The organism is Teredinibacter franksiae (assembly GCF_014218805.1).
Lineage (GTDB): Bacteria > Pseudomonadota > Gammaproteobacteria > Pseudomonadales > Cellvibrionaceae > Teredinibacter > Teredinibacter franksiae.
Window position 1 is genome coordinate 973,849 of the sequence record NZ_JACJUV010000001.1, and the last position, 22,201, is coordinate 996,049.

Below are 22,201 nucleotides of genomic sequence, written 5' to 3' on the forward strand. Positions count from 1 at the left end.
CGCTGTTAACGCACATAGCCAGACGCATCAACAGAAATAGAAACAACTCTGCCGTTTTGGCTTAGCTGCAAACCTGCGCCAGTAGTATGCCCTAGCCTGTCATACGCGAATGTTACCGCCGACAAGGTTTGGCCGTTCACCAGCTGCACAGGGTACTGCACACCACCAAAAGATACGCTGGCGTTGCCCAGCTGAATATCGACCTGATTCGCCGACGTAATCACTTCCACGCTGGCGCGACGTGTCATCGCTAATTGTTGAGCAGAATAAAAAGCCGCGACAATGGTGTCACGGCTTGCTTGCAGTTGTAGGGTGTCGCTAGGCACCAGCCGGGTTAATACTGATACCGAAAGTATTCCGACAATAACCAATACAGCTATCAGCTCAACTAATGTAAAGCCCTGTTGTTTCAACTGTGAGTTGCCTCAAATATTGGTTTTTCCAACGTACACTATCACAATCCTAATTAGGGATTAGGCGTTGCTGAAATCAAAGCAAAATTAGCCGTATCAGCTGAGGCCGTGTGGGTTACCGTGCAAGTAGCAATTTCTCTATCGGCAATTACTCCCGCCGGGGAAAGTACATAGCCCGTTGGCATCACCTCGCCAGCTAACAGAATCGCAGCTTGTGTGCAGTCAGTAACCGTCTCAGGAGCATCGGCCGTTAAACCCGCTTCCTGAGCAATATCCACCGCGTGGTTAAGCGCCGACGCGCTCTCTAAGCTGCCAGCAATGCTGTTTGTAGCGGCCGTCTGTGCTTCATCCGAAAGGTCGATAAACTTGGGAACAGCGGTAGCTGCCAAAATACCCAAAATTACCAATACAGCGATTAACTCAATAAGAGTAAAACCCGATTGTTGTTTTTGCATAGCGTTGTCTCCACGTTCTAAAAAAATAAAAAATTATTCATTACTATTTCTGCAACCTGTACAAACTAGATGAACAAGTCACTGCAAGTCATTCATTTAATTGCCACTATTGTACCGTACATTGTCAATTAGCTGACACTTTTTGTCCGACTAAACTACTATTTTTTTGGACTAAAAATATTAACTTTCCCATTAGTTACATCATAGTCGAAGAAATATTGTTCGTTTTCTCCTCTTGCTAACTCATATCGGCAAATTCGACCTTTTATAGAGGAAATTCGAAAATCTTTCGCTATTTTTGCTTTATCTTCCTCAATTGAACCGGCAATAACTGTGCCAGGAGCGTTCTTAAACACACCGTGCCATAATGCCTCGCACTCCCTAGGGGTTTGATTCGTAGACCGAACAGAGGTTCGAACACCCGCAGAGGCCGGCCAGCCGTTTTCGTTTAAATAGATGACAACACCATCGAGCTGAAGTTGTCGCGACTTACGAACCTTGCCTTCGCCATATAAGTTTTGCACAGTACGAGAGAAAGTTGCCCCCTGAAAACGGACAAGTGACTCTTTCGAATCTTCAATTGTGTCGAAGTAATACCTAAACCCTATCATTGCGAGAAAACCTATAAGAATTAGCACCAAGCAAAACTCCAATAGACTGAACCCAAATGGCTTCAGACCTAGGCCTTCTCTAGAGCTCACTCTAGGCACCTTCATCACCCCCCCGTTTGCACTTCATACATACTCCAAATTGGGAGGAAAATGCCAAGCGCGAGAACGGTTACAAATATCGCCATGACAATAATCAGTATCGGCTCAATACGGTCGGTTAAGGTTTTTAAATCGTACTCTACTTCCCGCTCATAAAATTCGGCCACCTCGGCTAAAAGCTCCTGTACTTGGCCGCTTTCTTCTCCAACGGCGACCATCTGTAGTACGAGGGGGGTAAATATGTCTGCCTGCAGGTGTGTTCTCAGTAGGGTATCGCCACGCTCTACACCTTGGCGAATGGCATTTACCTTACGTGCTAAGTATACGTTCCCCATAGCGGCGGAGCACAACCCAAGAGACTGATTTATGGGTACCCCTGCCCGTAACATCAAGCTGAAACTTCGTGCATACCGCGCCATAGATGCCTGCTCGATGAGGCTGCCAACGATGGGCAGTTGCAATTTTTTCTGCCCCCACTGAAGCTCGCCTTGCTCTGTATTAACGTAGTAAACAATTCCGCCAACGGCAACTATTGTGCCTACAATCAAGTACGGCCAATAATTGATAAACACATTAGACGTACCGATAAGAATTTTGGTCACGATCGGAAGGTCAGCGCCAAACTTGCTAAACATCTCAGCAAAAGCCGGAATTACCATAACGTTGATAACACCGAGAGCGACAACCAACGCAAAAACAACAAAACTAGGGTAGCGTAACGCCTGCTTCACCCGTTTACTCGTCTCGTCATCACGCTCTAAGTAAAACCCAATTTGATGAAATACCTCATCTAATTTACCACTGGTTTCACCTACGCTTATCATGCTCACAAACAATGAATCAAATACCGTCGAATGGTGTTGCATCGCTCGCGACAAGCTCATACCCGCTTCCAAACGATCGGCAATATCATTCAGCACATCACGAAAATGTTCATGCCGAATACTCGCCGCCAAACCCCGCATACCACGGGTTAGGGGGATACCTGCGCGGGTAATCGTAAGCATTTGTCGACAGAACATAACAAGGTCAACAACGCGGACCTTATCGGCCCCCAAAAATGAATTAATTCTTTTTACATAGGACTCACCGAGAGAAACCTCAGAAATTTTTAACGGCGTTATTCCGCGCCCGGCTAACTGAGCGGCTACCGCATCAGCCGATGCCGCCGTCAATTGGCCATCTATTGACTGGCCCTGGTTGGATCTGCCTTCGAATCTAAACTCTGGCATAACGAATTAAGCGTCCTCTGTATACTCGGCCACTTCAGACAAGCTTTCATCCTCAATTTGTGCCGATACACGCAGTACTTCTTCAAGTGTGGTAACACCTTCAATAGCGAAGTTAAGCGCACTGGCGCTCAATGGGCGATAATGCTTACTGCGGTGTGCGGCATCATTAAATTCTCTTACGCTATTGTCCCTTAACGCATTCGCCATCACTGAATTGATTTCCAGTAATTCAAAAACACCAATTCGACCTCGGTACCCAGTGTTATAACAATGCGCACAACCCATACCGTGTTTAAACGTTACTGAGCTAAGATCGACGCTTGGCAGCATCGCTTTAACAAGGCTTTGCTCTTGTTCGCTCAACGCATAGGGTTTAACACAGCTTTCACATACACGTCGAACAAGGCGCTGAGCAATAATAGCCTTTAAACTGCTAGCAACCAGGTAAGGGTCTACGCCCATATCCACCAGACGTAACGCCGATGTCACAGCATCATTAGTATGCAGTGTTGAGAGCACCATATGGCCCGTCATGGCGGCCCGCAGCGCTATTTCCGCAGACTCTGCATCTCGAATCTCTCCCACCAACAGAATATCCGGATCCTGTCGGAGACTGGCGCGCAGTACGGTACCAAAATTCAAACCAATTTTATCGTGCACCTGCACCTGGCTGATGCGAGGCAAACGGTATTCAACGGGGTCTTCTACCGTAATAATTTTATTTGCTGGTGTATTTAACTCTGAAAGCGCGCCGTAGAGTGTGGTGGTTTTACCACTACCCGTTGGCCCCGTAACCAGCACCAAGCCATGAGGGCGAGTAATAATATGACGAAAACGGTCTATATAATGTTGCGGCATACCCACCTTTTCTAGGGGTAAAACACCTTGAGTGTGATCTAGCACACGCATTACCACCGACTCACCAAACTGAACAGGCATGGTAGACAATCGCACATCGATGTTGTGGCCGCCGACCTTCAGATTAAACCGACCATCTTGCGGTAAACGCTTTTCGGCGATATCTAAGTTCGACATTAATTTCAACCGCACCACCAACGCGCTGGCAATGCGTTTTTCGTTCATCACCTGCTCTACCAACATCCCGTCTATTCGCTGACGAATACGCAGCACGGTCTCGTCGGGCTCAATGTGAATATCAGAAGCACGGGTATTAATCGCCTCTTCAAATATTTTTTGCAATAGTTTTACAACCGGCGCATCGGTATCCGTTGCATCTGTGACAATGTCGGATAAGTCAACAGAATCAGCCTCGAGTTCATCATCTAACTGTTCTGCAAGCGATGCAATTTCATCGGCTCGGCTATAAGCGATATCAAGAATATCGAGCAATTCAGATTCGCGCACGACCGCCGGCTTTATCGGCTTATCCAAAACCTTTTGGATTTCGTCAATACAAAAAATATCCGTGGGGTCAGACATTCCCAGCAGGTAACCATCGGCGTCACTGCGTAAAATCATAACCCGGTAACGCCTTGCTAAAGTTTCTGGCAAGGAAGAAACTAAATCACGATCGAAGCTGTAGTGTTTCAATTCAATAAAGGGAATATCAAGCTGGCGGGACAACAATGACAGCAGTGCATTTTCTTCAACAAAGCCCATATCCACCAATTGACGCCCCAATTTGCGCCCGGTGGTCTTCTGTTCCTTTAGCGCCTGCTCCAGCTGTTCCTGACTGATCAGCTGCTGTGCAACTAGCAAGTCGCCCAGACGTATTCTTTTTGGTTCGGCATTCATCGGTTATTCATAGACCCCGCGATTTTTTGTTGTTCAGCCAATACCTGCAAAGCCTCCACTCGCTTTCGCGCATACTCTTCGACACTCGCCCCCAAATCCCTAGCCCGTAAAACCTGCTGAAATGACGTTAGCGCATCAGCCCGCATACCCAACGCATCGGCCGATACCGCAGCACCCAACCAGTAATCAACCTTTTGCCTATCCAGTGAAAGAAGGTAACTATATTGACCTAACGCCAACTCGTGCTCCTTAAAGTGTTGATATATGGCCGCGAGCAAACTACTCGACTGCTCAACGAGCTGTCGCTCCTGTTTCGAATAAGAGCCCCCCATTTTCACCATAGCTGTAGCGTCAGCTTCAAGAAGCAACCGCGCAGCCGCCAAATTATCTTCAGCCACCAGCACTCGGGCCTGCAAATAATGCTGCAACCGTGTATTGCTCTGCACCGTCGCCGCAAGGCGTGAAGCCGAAGCCGTATTGCCTTCCTGTAGGTACAAATCAAATAAAGTCAGGCGACTTTTTTCGGCTGCGGGAGTCTCGAGTAAAAACTTTTCTAAGCTGGCAATCGCCAGGTAACGATCACCGGCGATAAAACGCTCCCGCTCACGCTCCGAGGTTTGCTTATCAACCGTTGCCAGTGTGCGACGAATAGAAATGCTGGTTGCACCACCCTGTATTTCTGCAGTGACCACACTATCTATAACTTCAGCATTAGCGCCTGAACGCTCACTTAACTGGATCAACTGTTGTTGATAGTCATCGTTCTGCGGTAGCTGCATACCCAGCTGATCCGCGCGCGCTAGTAACTTCTGTAGCTTTGTAAGATTATTAACCGCAATACTGGCTTCAATTATTTGCGCATAATTCTGTTGAATTAAGGACAAGCGATTGTCAACTACCTGCGAGCTGGGAGCTATTCCTCTTAACTCGGCCAAGTAAAACCACGCACTGTTCTTGTCTGGCAAAGTTAATCGTTGCGCGGCAATTGCTGAATCAATTTTTTGCAAAAGCACCTCAATAGAATCCCCTTGCCCGCGCTGCGGCGGCTCAACACGTTGATGTTCTGCAAGCTCCTGCTTATCTAACGCTTCAAGGACTAAAGTCTGCCCATGGCCTTCCCCAAGGTTAGAGCTATCGCCTGCGGTATCATATTGCGGGTTGGGTTGACTTTTTATGGGTAGAGCATCGGATGCTGTTTTTGCCTCAACCAGAACGCTGCCGGTTTTAGCCTTGCCGTTAGCCTTGACCAACCTTTCAGTGGCGTTCACGCTCAACGAGCTAACACTTACCGATTCTAGAGCAGAACCCGCGTTATATCCGAGCGAGCCTAGGGGCTGCTGGGCTTTATTGACACCGAGGCCAGGCTCACCTAACAAGAAACGATAACCGGTATAAAGACCGAAACCCGCCAACAGTAAAACCATAAACATAACAGGAATGCGTATACCACGGGTTAAGTTGGTTGAATTATTTGCTGGCGAAATAGGTGTACCACTGGCCGCAGCCGTATTTCTCGCATCCAAATCTTTCAGAGCTTCGTTTATCAGGCTCATTAATTACACCCCACCAGCTAGCTTCGACCAGCGGCAATGCCAAGCTACGAACTTACCGGTAATACGTGTTTCAGATGTATCGGCGATCGCAGCTGCCACCTGCGTAACACCGACACGCGTCAAACCCTTGCCATAAGCACTGATCAACGCCTTATGCGCGAGAATATTAATTAAACGTGGAATACCGCCTGAACCAATGCCCAATAACCAGAGCGCCCAAGGGCTAAACAAATGCTTATCGCCACCTGCGGAATCTAATCGATGGCGAATATAATCGGCAACCCCCTCTCGAGAAAATGGCCGTAGATATTCCGAAAAAATTATACGCTGTTTTAGTTGGCGTAAATCTGGGCGAGAAAGCAAAGTATCCAACTCAGGCTGACCTAGCATCACCACCTGTAACAATTTCCGTTTCTCAGTTTCTAAATTGGTAAGCAAGCGCAAGCTTTCAATTGTTTCACGCGGCATCGCCTGAGCTTCGTCAACCACTAAAACCACCTGCTTACCATGATGAGCCAATTGCATTAGCTTTCGGTAAATGGAGGACAAAAGAATATGCGCCTGCATTTGTGGGTTATAGTCTGCACCGATTTCCTGTGCAATAAATGCTTTAAGTTCTTCAGGGGAGAGATAGGGGTTAGGGATGTAGGCTGTTACAAAATGGGTTCTAAGGCGCGAAAGTAAAATTCGACACAGCAGCGTTTTACCGGTACCAACTTCACCCACAATCTTGATAAAACCTTCGCAATGCTGAAGCGCCACCAACATCGTATTGAGCGCTTCACGATGGCTTTGCTGATTAAGAAAAAACTGCGTGTCGGGCGTCAGCGAAAAGGGGTGCTCATCCAAGTTGAAGTGTTGGTGGTACATACTATTCCCCCGCGACCAATTTAATTATCCCGCCCGCGGTATTCGTCCGACATCAATCCCATACGGTTAGACGTGCGTAGCAACTCCTCCTCCCATGTTTGGTCATCAACCACAATTGGACGCATTAAAATAACCAACTCTGTTTTAACATTGCGCGTTTCCATGGTTTTAAACAATCCGCGAATCACCGGAATATCACCTAATATTGGTTGCTTACCCACAACGTCAACGGTTATCTCCTGCATCAAACCACCCAGAACGACAACCTGACCGCTTCTCGCCCTTACTATACTGTCTGACTCACGCACGTCACGCAGGGCCAACGGTAACGTGAAGAATTCATCGCCAAATTGTATTTCCTTCAATTGGTCTTCCACGTCACTTACAATGGGGTGAACATGAAGAATAACGTCACCGTCTGCGGCAATTTGCGGTGTCACATCAAGAGCAATGCCACTAAAGAAAGATTCAAGATCAATTTGCGGCGTATTTTGAATACTTGCCGCGGTAGCCGTTGTGTTGTTCGAAATACCGGTAACAAAAAACTCATCTGAACCTACACGAATAATCGCCTTCTGATTATTAACGGTAGATATCCGCGGGCTAGACAGCACCTGTACATTGCCCTGTGTTTCAAGTAAATCAAGTAACTGGGTGAGATCAATAACGTCCAACACTGCCGACACAACCGAATCAGTATCGTCAAAAACCAACCGGCTAGACTCGGCAAATGTAGACAGAATTCCGCCGCTGAGACTACTGCCCGCCTGATCCAATGTAGAGTTCCCGCGCGTCCTCACTCTTTCCGAATGCAGTGAACCGCTAATTGCGCTCCAGTCAATGCCCGCCTCAAAACCGTCGTTGAGCCTAACTTCCAAAATTTTGGTCTCAAGTACAACCTGACGCTTAACGCTCAACTCTGAACGTTCAAGGAAATCGCGCACGGCACTTAGCTCATTAGGCATGGCTTTAACAACGACCAAACCAGACTGCGGGTTTGTCATTACCATACGACCATCGCTACCAGCATCAACAATAGCCGAAAGGGTTTCGTAAATAGAGCCCCAAAAATCGGTTTTATTCAGCGTTTGCACCCGCGCTCCCGGCGTTAAAGCTCCGGAGGAGCCACTAGAGCCCGATTTCGATTCTTCAATATACCCAAGGAGGCTTCCAGACCCATCACTCTGATTGGAACTACCTCCAGAGGAGCGGCCATTACTATTACCGCTATCAGAAGATGAAATTTTACCAATACTAACGCTAGTATCGCTAACACCAACACGCTTGATATCGAGGTAGTTAATTGGGAATACTTCTGTGCGTAGCTTTCGCGAAAAAATAGTATAAATACCGTTGGTTAACTTATATTCATAGCCGTACACATCTCGCGTTACACCCAGCACTTCGGCAATGGTGACATTTTTTAATTCCAGAGAAATAAAACCTGTTACCTCTGGATGCGCCACAACGTTAATACCAGAATCAGCGACCAAACTTAGAAAGAACGTACGCGCAGGCACACGATTCACTGAAATATCAAATCGCTCCAAGGCTGAACGCGTTGGCTTGCTAACGCCACCAAGACCCGCCGCATTATTGAGTAAGCTTGTTGAAATTTCGGAAGGCGGCTGATTTTGCATTTGAGTGTACTGCTCAGCTTCAGCAATAGATGCCTCCATCATCTGCTCCGCAGCCGTTGGCCCCTGAGGGGGGGTGCTGGAACAGGATGACAGCAATAGCCCCAGGGAAAACCCTGCCAGTAGCCTACGCTTCGAGAAATTGAACTGGATTGCCTTCATAATGATTCTTTTCCGCCTACTATTTGCGCATTTTTTTTACGATACTAGGTCTTAACTGAACTACTCGCGTTTGACCATTCCGTCGGTAGGTAACACTTTTGTCGTGCACTGCCACAATGGTTGCGCCATCGACTACACTGCCGGCCACCACCGTTTTTCCATTCACTATCGCCGTCACCCGCTCGGTGCTACGAAACACCGCCTGCAGCACGAGGGACTTTTGTGTAGTACTGACAACCTTGTAAGCCAACGGCATAGTCGGGTCACGCAGCTTTTCTTGATTTTCTCCACCCTCATTTGCAGCAAGCGCTTGAACGCTGACTGTCAGTGCAAAAGTAAAAACAAAATAGCTAAACTTATGGGCGCCTCTAATAATTGATTTTAGCCTCTGCCCGATCTGACAAGCCTTAATGTAAGACGGACTGCGCGGTGGAAGGCTGGTTGCCTCCCCAAGCAGGCCAATGCTGCAATAAGGTTTTCCAAGCCGCGTCAATTCGGGCTTTGCGTGCGATTTATACAAAGCGTTAAAGTTTTTTACCAGGCCACCAGCATGCCTGTAAATTTTGCCTTGCACACGTATTACACACATAGCCAGAGGCCAAAAGTAATTAATAGAATTGCCCTTATTAAACACCCAGCACCCCCCGGTCTGTAGAGAGGGTATACACTTCGAGCGTAACCACCGCACCCGGGTATCGATCAACTTGGTATTCAATGTTTTCCCAAAACAGCTTCCAATTAAGCGCCTCGAGTTTTTGTAAATACGCTATAACAGAAAAGTATTCGCCCTTTAGCGTAATTTTTACCGAATGCTTGTAAACACCAATAATACGCTCCTCTTCCATGCGCTCGTCACCAACATAACGAGCCTGATCCTCTTCATACAAATCTTCGGCGAGTGCAACGGCTTCATCCTCCTCGCTTTGCCCTGTAGGCTCACGCTTTTCCTGAGCTAACTGAAGCTTAACCGGCGCTTTCGATTCCATACCCACTAACTCGAGCTGGTCGCTTTCTCGCAGTACATCGTGTAATACCTGTGGTAGCTGATCGGCAGACAATAGTCCAACCGACATTTCTTGCAATTTTTTATTTGCTGCTTGCAATTGTTTTTCCAGCCGAACAATTGTTCGACGCTTAGCTGCGTTGGGGTCATTATTGATCGCCACAACCAACATCTTCTCTTCTGTTGATAGTGTTTTGAGCTGTACATTCGCAGCCTCAAAACGTTTCACCAACGCATCGCGGCGTTTGTTCAAATCGCCGGCGAACGCCAGCTCCCATACTAGGTACACCGACAACAGTACGCCCGCGGCTAGTAGGATTTTTTCGCGCTGCTGAAGTGCCGCAAATTTCGCAGCAATGCCATCCCACCGTTCAGTCACCTTTTCAGTTACACTGGAAGAAAGGCTCATTTCTCCTCCCCTTTCACAGCTAACCGGTAAACTGAATCGTACCCAAGAGTAAACAGGTGGTACGTCGAATTTTTATCGGCCGCTACACTAAGTAAACCAAAGTTTACGTGGGCAAAAGTTGGCTCCTGACGTAACTGTTGAATATAGGTGGCGATATCTTCAGGTTGCTCGGTAACACCTTTTACCTGCAACAACTGGCCACCGCGCAAACGCGGGCTCATGGAAAATTTCTGCAGGGAAATACTATCAAAAGACTGACGAGCCAAACCCTGAAAGGCCGTAGAAAAACCTTCAGAATTCCCTAGGTTTTGCCATTCAATAATCTTTTCGACCTGCTGCCGACCAATTAAAGCCGTGCGCAGGTAATTAAGCTGTAATTCTACCTGGTCGTTTTTAAACGGGCGCGACTGAGCTTTAAATTTTTCCATTTGCTTCTGCGCGGCAAGCTGCCGATTCTCCAACGCTACCGTTTGTTTTTCCAGCGAAGCTAAATTAGCAACCGCCACAAAATAAAAAATTACGTAAATGGCGATAATGCCAACGAAAGATGCCAGCAGACTACTAGCGGTTAACCACTCTCGCTTGGTGCGAAATTCGGGAAGATACAAATTAACCTGTTGCAGGCTCATTGTTTAATACCCCCGCTCTTCTCGTAATCGGCAGCAACTTGCTCGCGCAGAGAACCGCCCAAGGCTGCGATACAGGAGTGCAGCATATTACTTTCCAGGCCTTCATCAGAGGAGACTAATTTCGCCACATCAAAATATTTAACAGGGACATTAATACCGCGCACAATATCGATGGGGATCTTGTCTTCGCTTATGTTTTCTCCACACACAAATAATGCCGACGGTGGTATTTGCCCCATTTGGCGCTCGAAATAGTCTAGAGAGCGCTGTACTTCCAAATTAAAAGTGTCGATGGGGATATCATCCAACAAGCCACCACCATATTGAATTTGAAACTGCCGGGACAAATACATATTGCCATTACGAAATAGCGATACAACACCCCGGCCTTCCTGCAATCGTACAATAGCGACCCCTCGACTTTCACCACCTACAGGCTCAAATAAATACGCCAAGTTTCGCAGGGCTAATTCGCCAATATCGATGGATTCTAACTTCAAGCCAGAGGATTTCAGTATGGCAACCAGTTGGGAAACCCGGCTAAGCTCTGTAACCACAACGTATGCCATGGTTTTTCCGCCACGGGCTCCATCGGCAGGAAGTAAAAAAACATCAACGGCCGCTTTTTCGACAGGGATGGAAATGAGGTCTTTAATTCGCCAGCGAATTGCGTCGCGCATTTCAGCTTCTGGAACATCGGGCGCTTCAACCAGCAATAATTGGTAATCGGCATTGGACAATACCACTGTACAGGGCGCGTTTTGCAAGCCGCTTTTTTCTACCCAAGTGGCAAGCGCTGCACTTCTGTCTGCGTTTGAGGAGGCATCCAGCAGAACGGACGTGGAAGAAATTTGAGGGCTAAAACGAGCCCCGCCAACAGCGTCTGAAGATTCTGTCTGAGGTAGCAAATCACGGCAGACAACAACAGCCAACCCTTCGGACTGAACTTCGATTCCAACCTGTATTTTGCCGGCACCGGCTTTCGCTAATAATTGTTTAATCATTCTAAACTACCTGAGCGCCCCTCTCAGCAGTCCAATAAGTTACACTGGCCTTGTACGCTATACACTTATAGCCAATAGAACTTAGTATAGACTTTACTTTCACTTGTGTATGTAAGCCCCTAGTAACATTTAATTTTTATGCTCAACATTGTACTTTTCGAACCAGAAATTCCGCCCAACACGGGGAATATCATCCGTCTTTGCGCCAACACCGGTTGCCAACTGCATTTGGTTGAACCACTTGGTTTCGTTCTGGACGACAAACGCCTACGTCGAGCAGGGCTCGATTACGGCGAATGGAAAGATATTCAAATTCATAAAGACTGGGAAGCCTTCCTTGCTTGTAAGAGTGACGCCTCGATTTGGGCTTTATCCACTAAGGGTAGCTCAACCCATTCGCAGGCCACCTTTAAAAAAGGCGATTACCTGCTATTTGGCCCAGAAACACGAGGGCTTCCGGCCGAGATCCGCCATTCGCTGCCTGCTCAACAGGTATTGCGTATACCCATGCTGGCTAACAGCCGAAGCATGAATTTGTCGAACGCGGCAGCCGTAATGATCTTTGAAGCATGGCGCCAGCTCGACTATGTGGGCGCACAACTTGCTGCACCCCCGCGCTAACATAATGAAAAAGTATCTAGCGAAGCGCAACGGTAATCCGCTTACTGCCAGACCGAAGGCTTACGGTAGAAGCGCTGGTACAAGCAGAACAGTTACGGGTTGTAATTTGACCTTCACCATTTAGACAGGCACACACAAAGTCAGTACCGTTGGCCTTTATGCCCAGCCGTCGATGAAGATCGATTCGCCAAAGCACGTTACTAGTGGTGCAATTAGCCGCCGTCGACTTGCCACTGACATCGCGAATGCTTAACTCCGAATCAGACCGACAGATAACAACAACCGGCTCGACGGATTTACCCTGTAAACTATTTTGGTAGGCCGCCGATTTAGCGCGACTAAAGGCCTCAGTGACATGATTTTCGCCTTCCAGTACACGGTTACGGTTTACCCTGTCAGACGCAAAGGAAAAGCTGACAACCGATAGCACCCCTAAAACACAGACTAATAACAGCCCTTCAACTAAGGAAATACCGGGTAGCTTTATATCCAACCGTTTTCCCCTTGCATACAGCCCGCGGAGGAGCGCACGTTGCCGGTTTCCAGCGAGATAACACAGCCCTCCAGACTCCCCACCCCCCTAGCGACAAGCTTGTAACCCGCCTGAGGCTCAGAGGCTGCAGAAAAAACAAATTGAGTTTCCGACGATGCTGGGGCCCAACGGGCATAGAGCGAGCGGATGTTATCCTGGCCGCCCAGCTCGGGGTATTCACTGTACTGATTATAAAACTGCTCGAAGCGTAAACTGAGCGCAATGAGATCACCTTGTGCGGCACCTATGCGCAACTGCTCCACCGAACCCTGGTAGGACGGCACGGCCATCGCCGCAATAATGCCAACCACAGCAGTAGCTACCAACATCTCGATAAGGGTGAATCCGCGTAGGAACTGAGCACTGCGACAGTGACTCACTGGATGACTAGCACTTGGACGATTGAACTGAAAATTAAACATCGTACCCCCAAAAGAAAGACCTAATTTGGCTTATCGGCCCCACCGCGACATACGTCCAGTCATCCATCTCCATCTGGCAAAGCCCAGATAAACGTCGAAGCGTTCCACCGGCCAACTCTTTCCACCCCACAAAACCAGCACTTAAGCACCGGATGACAGCAAGACAAAAAGCGACACAGGTCACATTTTTACCCTAAAAGCATTAAAGTTCAACCCTAAAAACTAGTTTTTTAGCATTAACCTTATTGCACAGCAAGCTAATACGAAAGTGTCGACGCGTTTAACTGGAGCGCTACAGTCGGCACCGCTTTATGCGAATCACAAAAAAGTGTATCGCTTGGGAGGCTCAGCTCCTCACCCAACCATAACCGTGCACCATGCCCGAATGGTTTAGCATTACACACTCAAACACACCAATGTAACCGGTTAACTTTTCACTTAAATAGGGTAGGATAGGCACTGCTCATTATTGCCCGAACGCCGAGCAAACTCATAATATATACACTTACGGTGAAGCCGCTAAACATGCCCTCGCATAGCTGTACACGCTAGGCAACGCTTTACACGAAAACAACCAATAATAAGTTCCAGGAGAGCTAGATGTTCAAACCCTCTGTAATTCACAAAATTGCCCTACTCTTGAGCGCAGCGCTTTTTGCACTGTCGACAGCAACATGGGCTGCACAGAATCCCGTTACACCAAACGCCTCCAAAGAAGCTCGAGAACTCTTAAAGTATCTCCACAAAATTTCAGGTAAAAAAATACTGACGGGCCAGCACAACGCCCCTCTTAACGGCTCTAACCGAATGGCTGGTATGCATAAGCAAACGGGCGAATACCCCGCTATTTTCGGTCAGGATTTCGGCTTTAGTGAGCCCGGCTCCTGGGACGGCATTAACTTCCGTCAAAACATCGTCGATGAAGCCATTCGACGCCACGAAGAAGGGTTTATTAATACCCTCATGTGGCACGCCGTGGTGCCTACCATGGACGAACCCGGCACTTTCAAAGAAACAGTTCAGGCTAAACTCTCCGACGAGGAATGGAAAGCGCTGACCACTCCAGGCACCGATTTAAATGAACGCTGGAAGTCACAGGTCGATGTTATTGCCTGGCACCTCAAGCAATTACAGTATGCCGGGGTCCCTGTACTTTGGCGGCCCTATCACGAAATGAATGGTTTCTGGTTCTGGTGGGGTTCCCGTCAGGGTTCTGAGGGCTACGCCAAACTGTGGCGCATGATGTTCGACCGCCTAGTAAATTTCCATAAGCTAGACAACCTGATCTGGGTATGGAATGCCAATGAAGTAAAAGAAAATGTACCGGCGTACAAACTGTTCTACCCCGGGCACGATGTTGTCGACGTACTGGCTACAGACGTTTACAGCAAACGCTATGACGACGACAACTACAATCAATTGGTTGCTCTTGCAGAAGGCCGCCCAATTGCTTTGGGTGAAGTAGGCGGGCTACCCACCCCTGAAACGCTCGACAATCAGAAAGACTGGGTGTGGTTTATGAGCTGGCGTGACCCAGACAACTTCTTCTGGAACGATGGCGACTCCTTGCGCGCATTATTCAAATACAAGCGTTCCACGTCTTGGCATGAGTTACCCGGCGTAAAGCAAAAAGGCCCTGTACGGCTTCATACGCCTGTATTGAAGTAACTATTAATGTAACTATTTACATATCACGCATCACGTAACTTTTTATACGTTGGCCCCAACCTATTGGAGCCAACGTTTTTCGTTTAGCGTGCTCATTATTCAGAGTCCTCCAAAATCCGGCTGTCCAGCTCGTCAACAGACGGCTGGATAGCGGTATCCAATTCCAGAGGCTCGTCTATTGGCTCGCCTTCCTCCGTGGTGGCTTCACCTTCATTTTCATTCACATCTTCGACATCGGATTGCAAGCCTAGGTGATAAGCCGCAAACCCAGGGTACATGACTTGGTTTAACGCCATACCAATCACCCGCCCCTCTAGAGGCGCGGTTACTTCATCACGCTGATTAGTGATTGGGTCAGTTATTACCCCCAACAACTCTCCCGCAGCCACGCGGTCGCCTAAATTGACCTCGCTAAACAATATACCTCCAGAGGTAGCGCGCACCCACTTAGACTGGTAGTACACCGGCTCGGAAGGCAACTTCCAAAACGGGCGACGGTCGAGCATACCTAACCCATCCATCAGGCTTTCGACACTCTTAATGCCGTGGGTTACGGCAGTCTTCTGTAACTGATGAGGCTGGCCAGCCTCCAGGGTGACGGCCGGAATACCACGCTCCACAGTGGCTCGACGCAAGCATCCGGGCGCACCCTCGCTGTGAACCACGACAATAGAACCCATTTTTTTCGCTAGCTCGGCCACCTCGGGAATCAATAAATTGGCGCGCAACTGCGGCAAGTTTGTGCGTTTGAAAGAACCGGTGTGAAGATCCACCAGCAGGTCGCAATGACTAATTACTCCCTCAAAAAAGGAGTGCGCTATACGAGAAGCAGAACTACCATGGCTATTACCGGGGAAGTAACGATTGAGGTCACGACGATCAGGTAAATAACGCGAAGAACGCCGAAACCCCTGAAGGTTGACGATCGGCACTCCAATCACCGTGCCCGCCAGCTCTTCGGGCTCAATGCTGTAAAGTAAGTGTCGCACAACCTCAATACCATTAAGCTCGTCGCCATGGGTTGCCGCCGTAAGACACAGCGTTGGCCCCGGCTTCGCGCCACGCACCACCAACACCGCGGTGGGCGCCGATATTCCCATAAAAGACACATTCGGTGTCCACGACAAGCGAGTGGAGGTCCCGGGTGGAACCTCGTTATCCAACAATATTAGCGGCTCCTGGATTGCGGCTTGCGGCTGCGCCTCGCCGTCACGGGTTATACTGGGTTCGACAATGGGTGCTGTGCCCACAGAAGGAACGACTAAAGGCTCCAGCTCGGCCGTGTGAGTGGCGGCCGGCATTGGCGTCGCCAGAGGTGTTGTCACCACCTCCTTCAAATCAATATGTTCGGCTTTTTTCAGCTCGCTTTGCGGAGATTCTTTTTCATCAGGTTCGGCGGTGCCAGTCGCCCCCTCCCCAACGCCCTCCTTAAGTTCATTTCTGGCCTCAACGACGGTCGAGGTTGCTTTCTGAGCAGTGCCAACAGCCGATTGTGCTTTCTCCCCAAGTATATTTTTGCTTTTTCCTTGAGCGCCGACAGAAGCCTTTGCTTTGACCTGGCTCTCTACGTTAGCTGGCGCCGCGCGGACTGTGCCAACCGCAGCTTCGGTCTTTCGCTCCGGCGTCGCATTCTCTTGCTCTAGGCTAACAGCCTCATCAGCCGCGACGTTACAGGTTAGCAAGCACGTACATACAATTAGTATGCAACGTATACGGCACAACTCAATCATTCACAAACTCCAGACATTACGAGGGAAAACACACTATTTTTATCATATACCGCTTTTCGCTGATGTGCTCCAGACGTCTATAACCGCAACTCGCAATAAAGTGGCGTGCCGCAGACTTGTTCAGAAGCCCCCATATTCTGTTAGAATCGCGGCTTCGTGAAATCAAGGACAAGCAGTCGATGCTCGACAATACTACCCTCTCCCAACTCTCTCAGCTTAAAACTAACATTCAGGCCTCCAAAGAATACGCCGAGGGCACCGTCGCCGGTACTAACGGCCGCTTTGGATTTGTTCGGCTAGAGGATGGTCGCGATGCCTTTCTTTCACCAGAAAAAATGCAACGCGTTATTCCGGGAGACAGAGTAAAAGTTAGCCTGAAGCAAAATAGCAAAAATCAACTGGAAGGCGACCTTGAAACAGTTTTAGAACAGTCGCTTACTCGCTTCCTAGGGCAGTATCGCGTAACCAAGAAGGGTCATTTCGTTGTTCCCTTGGGTGATGCACCGGGCATGAAATCATCCCCTATCAACCGCTGGATATTTCTGCCACCTAAAGGTCGTTCACGCTGTAAAGACGGTGATATGGTGGTAGCAAAACTGCTGGAACACCCATTTAAGGACGGCAAAGCCTCAGCCAAAATCTTGGAACGTATCGGTTCCGAGAGCGACGCCTATATTGAGCGAAAATACACTATTGCCAAATATGACCTGCAGCCCAGGCTCAACGAAAATGCGCAAAACCAAACAACAGCCATAGAAAAAGCCATTACCTCTAAAAGTTTTGGCGAAGGCCGTACTGATCTCACTAACCTTACGTTTGTCACTATCGACGCCGCCTCAACGCGCGATATGGACGATGCCCTGTATTTAGAGAAAAAAGTAATCGAGGGTGTCGAGCAATACCACCTCAAAGTCGCCATTGCCGACCCAGCCTTTTTTATTACGCAAAAATCTTCCCTAGCGCAAAGCGCACAAAAAAATGGCCAAAGCCTATATATGCTTGGCGGCGGTGTCCCCATGCTGCCCGACAGCTTGGCCAATGACTGCTTTTCTCTAAAGGCTGAAGAAGAGCGCCCGGCTTTAGTTTGCTCGCAGGTTTTTGATGCTGAGGGAAAACTGCTCGAATACCATTTTGAAAAAGCCGTAATCCGCTCGCACTTTAAGCTCAGCTATATCGATGTAACAGCGCTACTAGAAGGCGACAGCGACAACGAAATCAACCAGCTACCCGCTGATACCCAGCAAATGTTGAACAACCTGGGCGAGTTTACCGAACGCCGTACACGCATACGAAAAAAAGATTTTCTTGTAGGCGAAGACCAGCTCGAGTACGACATTCAACTGTCAAACACAGGAAAAATTGACAAACTTTCACCGCGCACACGCACCCGCGCACACAAAATTGTTGAAGAAGCCATGCTTGCAACCAATTTATGTGCCGGTGAGTTTTTGCAAAAACACAACACTGGCTTGTTTACCAGCCACAGTGGATTCCGCGAAGACAGGCTCGGTGAAGTAAAAGCCTTGTTAAAAGAAGAATCGGTTGAACATCCAGAAAATTTACTTGAAGCAGACAGCTATATTGCCCTCATTAAATCGTTAATGGCCTCCGACAAGGCCCACCTCGTATCGCCCTTGCGTCGAATGATGCCTTCTAGCGAACTAAGCTTGGCTGCAACGCCTCACCTAGGCATGGGCATGCCGGTATATGCCACCGTCACCTCCCCCATCCGTCGCTACGCAGACCTCTACAACCACTGGGCCATTAGTCAGCTGTTAACCGATAGCGCGTTTACACCCATAACCACAGAAAACCTGGCAGCGGTGAAGAGCGCACTGCAACAAAGCCGCCAGGCCGACCGCGAACTATACCAATGGCTGATTTGCCAGTACGCACAAAAATTTGTGGGCACAAGCGGTAAAGCCAAGGTACGCATTGTCACCCAACAAGGCTTTGGCGCGCGCTTAATCGATTCCGGTGTCGATGGCTTTGTGCTCTTCCCTAAAAAGCAGGAAAAAACGTTCGATGCTAAACGCATGACAATCACAACTCAAGGCAATACCTACGCACTGGAAAACGATGTAGAAGTGAAAATTGAGAGTGTGGACATGGAAAAACGCCGAATAGCTTTTAGCGTTATCGGCCCTGAGGCTGATTAACACTTGTTTAGCAGGGAATGGCCATATAAAAACGGCCAGCTCCCCCTGCCCGCTCTCCACCTCCATACCGACAGCATAAGGGTTAAAAACAAAAAAAAGAAAGAAATCACTCAAAAGAAAAGTACTTTTGATGGATAAACAGAAACAGTAAAGACCGCCGAAGACGTGAAATAATTAACCAAACGATTTAAAAGTTTACTTTAACTTTCGTATCACCGAAAAAGGGTTGTACTCAACAACCCTTTACTCTTACCTCAAATACCTCTAGCCAAGCACACACAACCCCCAGCACTCACCATTTTGGTGCGACCACTAACAATTAAAAAGTAAAACAAGAATTTTTATTTCTGTCCAAGCACAGTTTTGTGTCTACTACGCCCACCCTTTGCACCACAAGCAAACACTACAAGCGGCGTCCTCTGTTCTAGTTTGAATCACCACTAGATGTAACTATCACCAAAGCGGTGCATCAGAACTTCTCCTAAGCAAACAAAAACCCCAAGAAATCGCTCTTAGGCTACTGATTTTTAAGTACTTTTTTGATTTCCCCATCAGTTGGCAAGGGAATTGCCATTATCTCCATGTATTCATGACTCACAAATAATATTTTTAAACGCTGGTTTTGCTCGCACAGTTTCAACGCACAAATAACGAGCGCCATCCAATAAACACCTAATGACCTGGGGTTAAACAATGGGACTAAAGATTTTTTCATTTCACAGACTTTCAAATTTTTCTGCGGCAATAATAACGGCGTTATTGCTGATAGTTACAACTTTAAGTTCACATGCCGAAGAGCTAGAACTTGAAAAAGATGAACTGACTTTCGGCTTTATAAAACTGACCGATATGGCTCCACTGGCCATTGCCTACGAACAGGGCTTTTTTGAAGACGAAGGACTATTTGTAACACTGGAAGCGCAAGCCAATTGGAAAGTATTACTGGACGGTGTTATCGACGGTAAGCTTGACGGTGCGCACATGCTTGCGGGCCAGCCTCTAGGAGCAACTATCGGTTACGGCACCAAAGCCCACATCGTTACCGCCTTCAGTATGGATTTAAACGGTAACGGCATCACCGTTTCCAACGACATTTGGAAACAAATGAAGCCTAATATTCCAGTCAAAAATGGCAAGCCCGTTCACCCCATCAGCGCAAGCGCGTTAAAGCCGGTTGTCGAAAAATACAAGTCTGAAGGTAAACCCTTCAACATGGGCATGGTATTCCCCGTTTCCACCCACAACTACGAGCTACGCTATTGGCTAGCTGCCGGCGGACTTGAGCCCGGTTACTACGGCCCAGGCTCTTCCGGCACTGTTGGCCAAATTGCTGCCGATACACTGCTGTCAGTAACACCACCACCACAAATGCCCGCCACCATGGAAGCCGGCACTATATACGGCTACTGCGTGGGCGAACCTTGGAACCAGCAGGCCGTATTTAAAGGTATTGGTGTACCGGTTATCACCGACTACGAAATCTGGAAAAACAACCCAGAAAAAGTGTTCGGCGTGTCTGATGGATGGGCGAAAAAATACCCCAACACTCATTTAGCCGTAGTAAAGGCCTTAATTCGTGCGGCGCAATGGTTGGACGAAAAAGACAATGTTAACCGCGAAGAAGCCGTAAAAATTCTATCCAAACCTAACTACGTGGGCGCCGACGCTGAAGTTATCGCCAACTCCATGACAGGCACCTTTGAGTACGAAAAAGGCGATGTGCGAGAAGTGCCAGATTTCAACGTATTCTACCGCTATTACGCCACTTACCCATTCTACTCAGACGCTATTTGGTACCTCACACAAATGCGTCGCTGGGGCCAAATTGGTGAGGACAAACCCGACACTTGGTACCACGACATGGCCAAAAAAGTGTACAAGCCCGAAATTTACATGAAGGCTGCGAAAATTCTGGTTGCAGAAGGTAAAGTCAAAAAAGAAGATTTTCCTTTCGGAACAGATGGCTACAAGGCACCGCAAAAAGAATTTATCGACAGCATTGTTTTTGATGGTAAAAAACCAAACGAGTACCTAGCTAAGTTCCCAATTGGATTAAAATCTGGTGAAGTCGTAACCGCAACTGGCGTAAAAAAGAAGTAGCCATTACAAAATTGCAACGAAGTTAAATGGAAAGTTTCTCCCGTCTTGTCGCGGTGGTTCGCCACCGCTCTTTTTGACGGGCTATCCAAGAAGAAACTGTATTTAGTGGACTGAATTTATCATGAACAAAATCATCAACATATTGCAGGTATCAGGCTTAACGTGGTTTGTACCGGTCGCACGTCTAATTGCAGGCGAGGATCCAAAAGAACAGGCAAAGCAACTTTGGATAGCAATGGGCATACCCATCATAGCTTTTGCTATTTTTATAGCTTTATGGGGGCAAATGTCGAGCAAGGTGGTAACCAGCTTAGGCACCATACCGGGCCCAACCCAAGTATTTGAGCAGGCACAAGGCCTCTGGCAAGACCACAAATACCAACGGGAAAAACAAGCCGAATTTTATGACCGCCAAGAGAAGCGCAATACAAAATACGAAGCGCAGGGAAAGCTGGAAAAAGTAAAATGGCGTAGTTACACCGGTTCTCCCACATATATCGACCAGATTTGGACGAGCATAAAAACTGTTTTTATGGGGTTTTTACTGGCAACTATTGTTGCGGTTCCGCTGGGCATATTCTGCGGATTAAGCAACACATTTAATACGGCCATGAACCCCATAATACAACTATTCAAACCAGTTTCACCGCTTGCATGGCTACCCATCGTCACCATGATTGTAAGCGCAACCTATGTCACATCAGACTCGTCTTGGTTCAGTAAATCATTTTTAAACTCAGCTATTACCGTAACCCTTTGCTCGCTGTGGCCAACACTCATCAATACCGCCCTTGGTGTTTCCTCCATCGACAAAGATTTGATGAATGTAGGAAAGGTATTACAGCTAGGCTGGTTCACAAAAATCACCAAACTGGTACTGCCCTCTTCGTTGCCGCTTATCTTTACCGGTCTACGGCTTTCCCTAGGCGTTGGTTGGATGGTATTAATAGCCGCAGAAATGCTGGCGCAAAACCCTGGCCTAGGAAAGTTTGTATGGGATGAGTTCCAGAACGGCAGCTCCAACTCGCTAGGACGTATCATGGTTGCCGTACTCACCATTGGCATTATCGGCTTTCTGTTAGACCGCATAATGTTCACCCTGCAAAATTTATTTACCTTCGGCGATAAACGCTAGGA

The 22,201-nt window shown here is 48.0% G+C and carries 20 protein-coding genes; 5 read left to right on the top strand and 15 right to left on the bottom strand.

Annotated features, from left to right (window positions below):
• Positions 1-5 precede the first annotated feature (5 nt).
• The 12 genes from H5336_RS03890 to H5336_RS03945 all read right to left on the bottom strand — a co-directional run bounded on the left by H5336_RS03890 (position 6) and on the right by H5336_RS03945 (position 11,832).
• On the bottom strand, positions 6-413 hold the full coding sequence (locus H5336_RS03890; protein ID WP_185231588.1) for a type II secretion system protein: 408 nt from the start codon (positions 411-413) through the stop codon (positions 6-8).
• A 53-nt stretch (positions 414-466) separates the two neighbouring features.
• Positions 467-868: a type II secretion system protein gene (locus H5336_RS03895; protein ID WP_185231590.1), complete on the bottom strand. Its 402-nt coding sequence runs from the start codon at positions 866-868 to the stop codon at positions 467-469.
• 158 nt (positions 869-1,026) lie between these two features.
• Positions 1,027-1,569, bottom strand: coding sequence for a type II secretion system protein (locus tag H5336_RS03900; RefSeq protein ID WP_185231592.1), 543 nt, complete (start codon positions 1,567-1,569; stop codon positions 1,027-1,029).
• A 14-nt stretch (positions 1,570-1,583) separates the two neighbouring features.
• A complete protein-coding gene (locus H5336_RS03905; protein ID WP_185231594.1) occupies positions 1,584-2,810 on the bottom strand; it encodes a type II secretion system F family protein in 1,227 nt (408 codons plus the stop codon).
• A 6-nt stretch (positions 2,811-2,816) separates the two neighbouring features.
• Positions 2,817-4,565: a GspE/PulE family protein gene (locus H5336_RS03910; RefSeq protein WP_185231596.1), complete on the bottom strand. Its 1,749-nt coding sequence runs from the start codon at positions 4,563-4,565 to the stop codon at positions 2,817-2,819.
• Positions 4,562-6,118: a hypothetical protein gene (locus tag H5336_RS03915; RefSeq protein WP_185231598.1), complete on the bottom strand. Its 1,557-nt coding sequence runs from the start codon at positions 6,116-6,118 to the stop codon at positions 4,562-4,564. The genes H5336_RS03910 and H5336_RS03915 overlap by 4 nt, the downstream gene beginning before the upstream one ends.
• A 3-nt stretch (positions 6,119-6,121) precedes the next feature.
• On the bottom strand, positions 6,122-6,988 hold the full coding sequence (locus tag H5336_RS03920) for an ExeA family protein (RefSeq protein WP_185231600.1): 867 nt from the start codon (positions 6,986-6,988) through the stop codon (positions 6,122-6,124).
• 20 nt (positions 6,989-7,008) lie between these two features.
• A complete protein-coding gene (gene mshL, locus H5336_RS03925; protein ID WP_185231602.1) occupies positions 7,009-8,787 on the bottom strand; it encodes a pilus (MSHA type) biogenesis protein MshL in 1,779 nt (592 codons plus the stop codon).
• A 19-nt stretch (positions 8,788-8,806) separates the two neighbouring features.
• Positions 8,807-9,376 (bottom strand): hypothetical protein, encoded by a 570-nt coding sequence (locus tag H5336_RS03930; protein WP_185231604.1) that lies wholly within the window; start codon positions 9,374-9,376, stop codon positions 8,807-8,809.
• A gap of 37 nt (positions 9,377-9,413) precedes the next feature.
• The gene (locus tag H5336_RS03935) at positions 9,414-10,199 is read right to left on the bottom strand and encodes a hypothetical protein (protein WP_185231606.1); all 786 of its coding nucleotides are present in this window, start codon (positions 10,197-10,199) and stop codon (positions 9,414-9,416) included.
• Positions 10,196-10,828: a PilN domain-containing protein gene (locus H5336_RS03940; RefSeq protein WP_185231607.1), complete on the bottom strand. Its 633-nt coding sequence runs from the start codon at positions 10,826-10,828 to the stop codon at positions 10,196-10,198. The genes H5336_RS03935 and H5336_RS03940 overlap by 4 nt, the downstream gene beginning before the upstream one ends.
• On the bottom strand, positions 10,825-11,832 hold the full coding sequence (locus tag H5336_RS03945; RefSeq protein WP_185231609.1) for a type IV pilus biogenesis protein PilM: 1,008 nt from the start codon (positions 11,830-11,832) through the stop codon (positions 10,825-10,827). The genes H5336_RS03940 and H5336_RS03945 overlap by 4 nt, the downstream gene beginning before the upstream one ends.
• 138 nt (positions 11,833-11,970) lie before the next feature.
• Here H5336_RS03945 and trmL point away from each other — a divergent pair, with 138 nt between their 5' ends.
• On the top strand, positions 11,971-12,453 hold the full coding sequence (trmL, locus tag H5336_RS03950; protein ID WP_185231612.1) for a tRNA (uridine(34)/cytosine(34)/5-carboxymethylaminomethyluridine(34)-2'-O)-methyltransferase TrmL: 483 nt from the start codon (positions 11,971-11,973) through the stop codon (positions 12,451-12,453).
• A 16-nt stretch (positions 12,454-12,469) separates the two neighbouring features.
• Here trmL and H5336_RS03955 read toward each other — a convergent pair whose 3' ends face one another.
• Together H5336_RS03955 and H5336_RS03960 are read right to left on the bottom strand one after the other, a co-directional pair.
• On the bottom strand, positions 12,470-12,946 hold the full coding sequence (locus tag H5336_RS03955) for a hypothetical protein (protein ID WP_185231614.1): 477 nt from the start codon (positions 12,944-12,946) through the stop codon (positions 12,470-12,472).
• Positions 12,937-13,407, bottom strand: coding sequence for a type IV pilin protein (locus H5336_RS03960; RefSeq protein ID WP_185231616.1), 471 nt, complete (start codon positions 13,405-13,407; stop codon positions 12,937-12,939). The genes H5336_RS03955 and H5336_RS03960 overlap by 10 nt, the downstream gene beginning before the upstream one ends.
• A gap of 600 nt (positions 13,408-14,007) precedes the next feature.
• On the opposite strand from H5336_RS03960, the gene H5336_RS03965 reads away from it, so the two are divergent.
• Entirely contained in the window at positions 14,008-15,075 is a 1,068-nt protein-coding gene (locus tag H5336_RS03965) for a glycosyl hydrolase (protein WP_185231618.1), read from the top strand.
• A gap of 95 nt (positions 15,076-15,170) precedes the next feature.
• On the opposite strand, the gene H5336_RS03970 is transcribed toward H5336_RS03965, so the two are convergent.
• Positions 15,171-16,805, bottom strand: a complete 1,635-nt coding sequence (locus H5336_RS03970) for a succinylglutamate desuccinylase/aspartoacylase family protein (protein WP_246439020.1) — start codon at positions 16,803-16,805, stop codon at positions 15,171-15,173.
• Positions 16,806-16,984: 179 nt separating this feature from the next.
• Here H5336_RS03970 and H5336_RS03975 point away from each other — a divergent pair, with 179 nt between their 5' ends.
• The 3 genes from H5336_RS03975 (at position 16,985) to H5336_RS03985 (ending at position 22,199) form a co-directional block, all read left to right on the top strand.
• Positions 16,985-18,964: a VacB/RNase II family 3'-5' exoribonuclease gene (locus tag H5336_RS03975; RefSeq protein ID WP_185231620.1), complete on the top strand. Its 1,980-nt coding sequence runs from the start codon at positions 16,985-16,987 to the stop codon at positions 18,962-18,964.
• 693 nt (positions 18,965-19,657) lie between these two features.
• Complete coding sequence (locus H5336_RS03980) at positions 19,658-21,064, top strand: CmpA/NrtA family ABC transporter substrate-binding protein (protein WP_185231622.1); 1,407 nt, start codon at positions 19,658-19,660, stop codon at positions 21,062-21,064.
• 121 nt (positions 21,065-21,185) lie between these two features.
• Positions 21,186-22,199: an ABC transporter permease gene (locus H5336_RS03985; RefSeq protein WP_185231624.1), complete on the top strand. Its 1,014-nt coding sequence runs from the start codon at positions 21,186-21,188 to the stop codon at positions 22,197-22,199.
• Positions 22,200-22,201: the final 2 nt, after the last annotated feature.

What these genes read in the sequence shown, in the direction of transcription:
- H5336_RS03935 (WP_185231606.1), bottom strand. Translation starts at nt 10,199, where the DNA reads ATGAGCCTTTCTTCCAGTGTAACTGAAAAGGTGACTGAACGGTGGGAT.
- H5336_RS03965 (WP_185231618.1), top strand. Translation starts at nt 14,008, where the DNA reads ATGTTCAAACCCTCTGTAATTCACAAAATTGCCCTACTCTTGAGCGCA.
- H5336_RS03980 (WP_185231622.1), top strand. Translation starts at nt 19,658, where the DNA reads ATGGGACTAAAGATTTTTTCATTTCACAGACTTTCAAATTTTTCTGCG.
- H5336_RS03905 (WP_185231594.1), bottom strand. Translation starts at nt 2,810, where the DNA reads ATGCCAGAGTTTAGATTCGAAGGCAGATCCAACCAGGGCCAGTCAATA.
- H5336_RS03970 (WP_246439020.1), bottom strand. Translation starts at nt 16,805, where the DNA reads ATGATTGAGTTGTGCCGTATACGTTGCATACTAATTGTATGTACGTGC.
- H5336_RS03895 (WP_185231590.1), bottom strand. Translation starts at nt 868, where the DNA reads ATGCAAAAACAACAATCGGGTTTTACTCTTATTGAGTTAATCGCTGTA.
- trmL (WP_185231612.1), top strand. Translation starts at nt 11,971, where the DNA reads ATGCTCAACATTGTACTTTTCGAACCAGAAATTCCGCCCAACACGGGG.
- H5336_RS03920 (WP_185231600.1), bottom strand. Translation starts at nt 6,988, where the DNA reads ATGTACCACCAACACTTCAACTTGGATGAGCACCCCTTTTCGCTGACG.
- H5336_RS03930 (WP_185231604.1), bottom strand. Translation starts at nt 9,376, where the DNA reads ATGTGTGTAATACGTGTGCAAGGCAAAATTTACAGGCATGCTGGTGGC.
- H5336_RS03940 (WP_185231607.1), bottom strand. Translation starts at nt 10,828, where the DNA reads ATGAGCCTGCAACAGGTTAATTTGTATCTTCCCGAATTTCGCACCAAG.
- H5336_RS03960 (WP_185231616.1), bottom strand. Translation starts at nt 13,407, where the DNA reads ATGTTTAATTTTCAGTTCAATCGTCCAAGTGCTAGTCATCCAGTGAGT.
- mshL (WP_185231602.1), bottom strand. Translation starts at nt 8,787, where the DNA reads ATGAAGGCAATCCAGTTCAATTTCTCGAAGCGTAGGCTACTGGCAGGG.
- H5336_RS03910 (WP_185231596.1), bottom strand. Translation starts at nt 4,565, where the DNA reads ATGAATGCCGAACCAAAAAGAATACGTCTGGGCGACTTGCTAGTTGCA.
- H5336_RS03915 (WP_185231598.1), bottom strand. Translation starts at nt 6,118, where the DNA reads ATGAGCCTGATAAACGAAGCTCTGAAAGATTTGGATGCGAGAAATACG.
- H5336_RS03975 (WP_185231620.1), top strand. Translation starts at nt 16,985, where the DNA reads ATGCTCGACAATACTACCCTCTCCCAACTCTCTCAGCTTAAAACTAAC.
- H5336_RS03945 (WP_185231609.1), bottom strand. Translation starts at nt 11,832, where the DNA reads ATGATTAAACAATTATTAGCGAAAGCCGGTGCCGGCAAAATACAGGTT.
- H5336_RS03985 (WP_185231624.1), top strand. Translation starts at nt 21,186, where the DNA reads ATGAACAAAATCATCAACATATTGCAGGTATCAGGCTTAACGTGGTTT.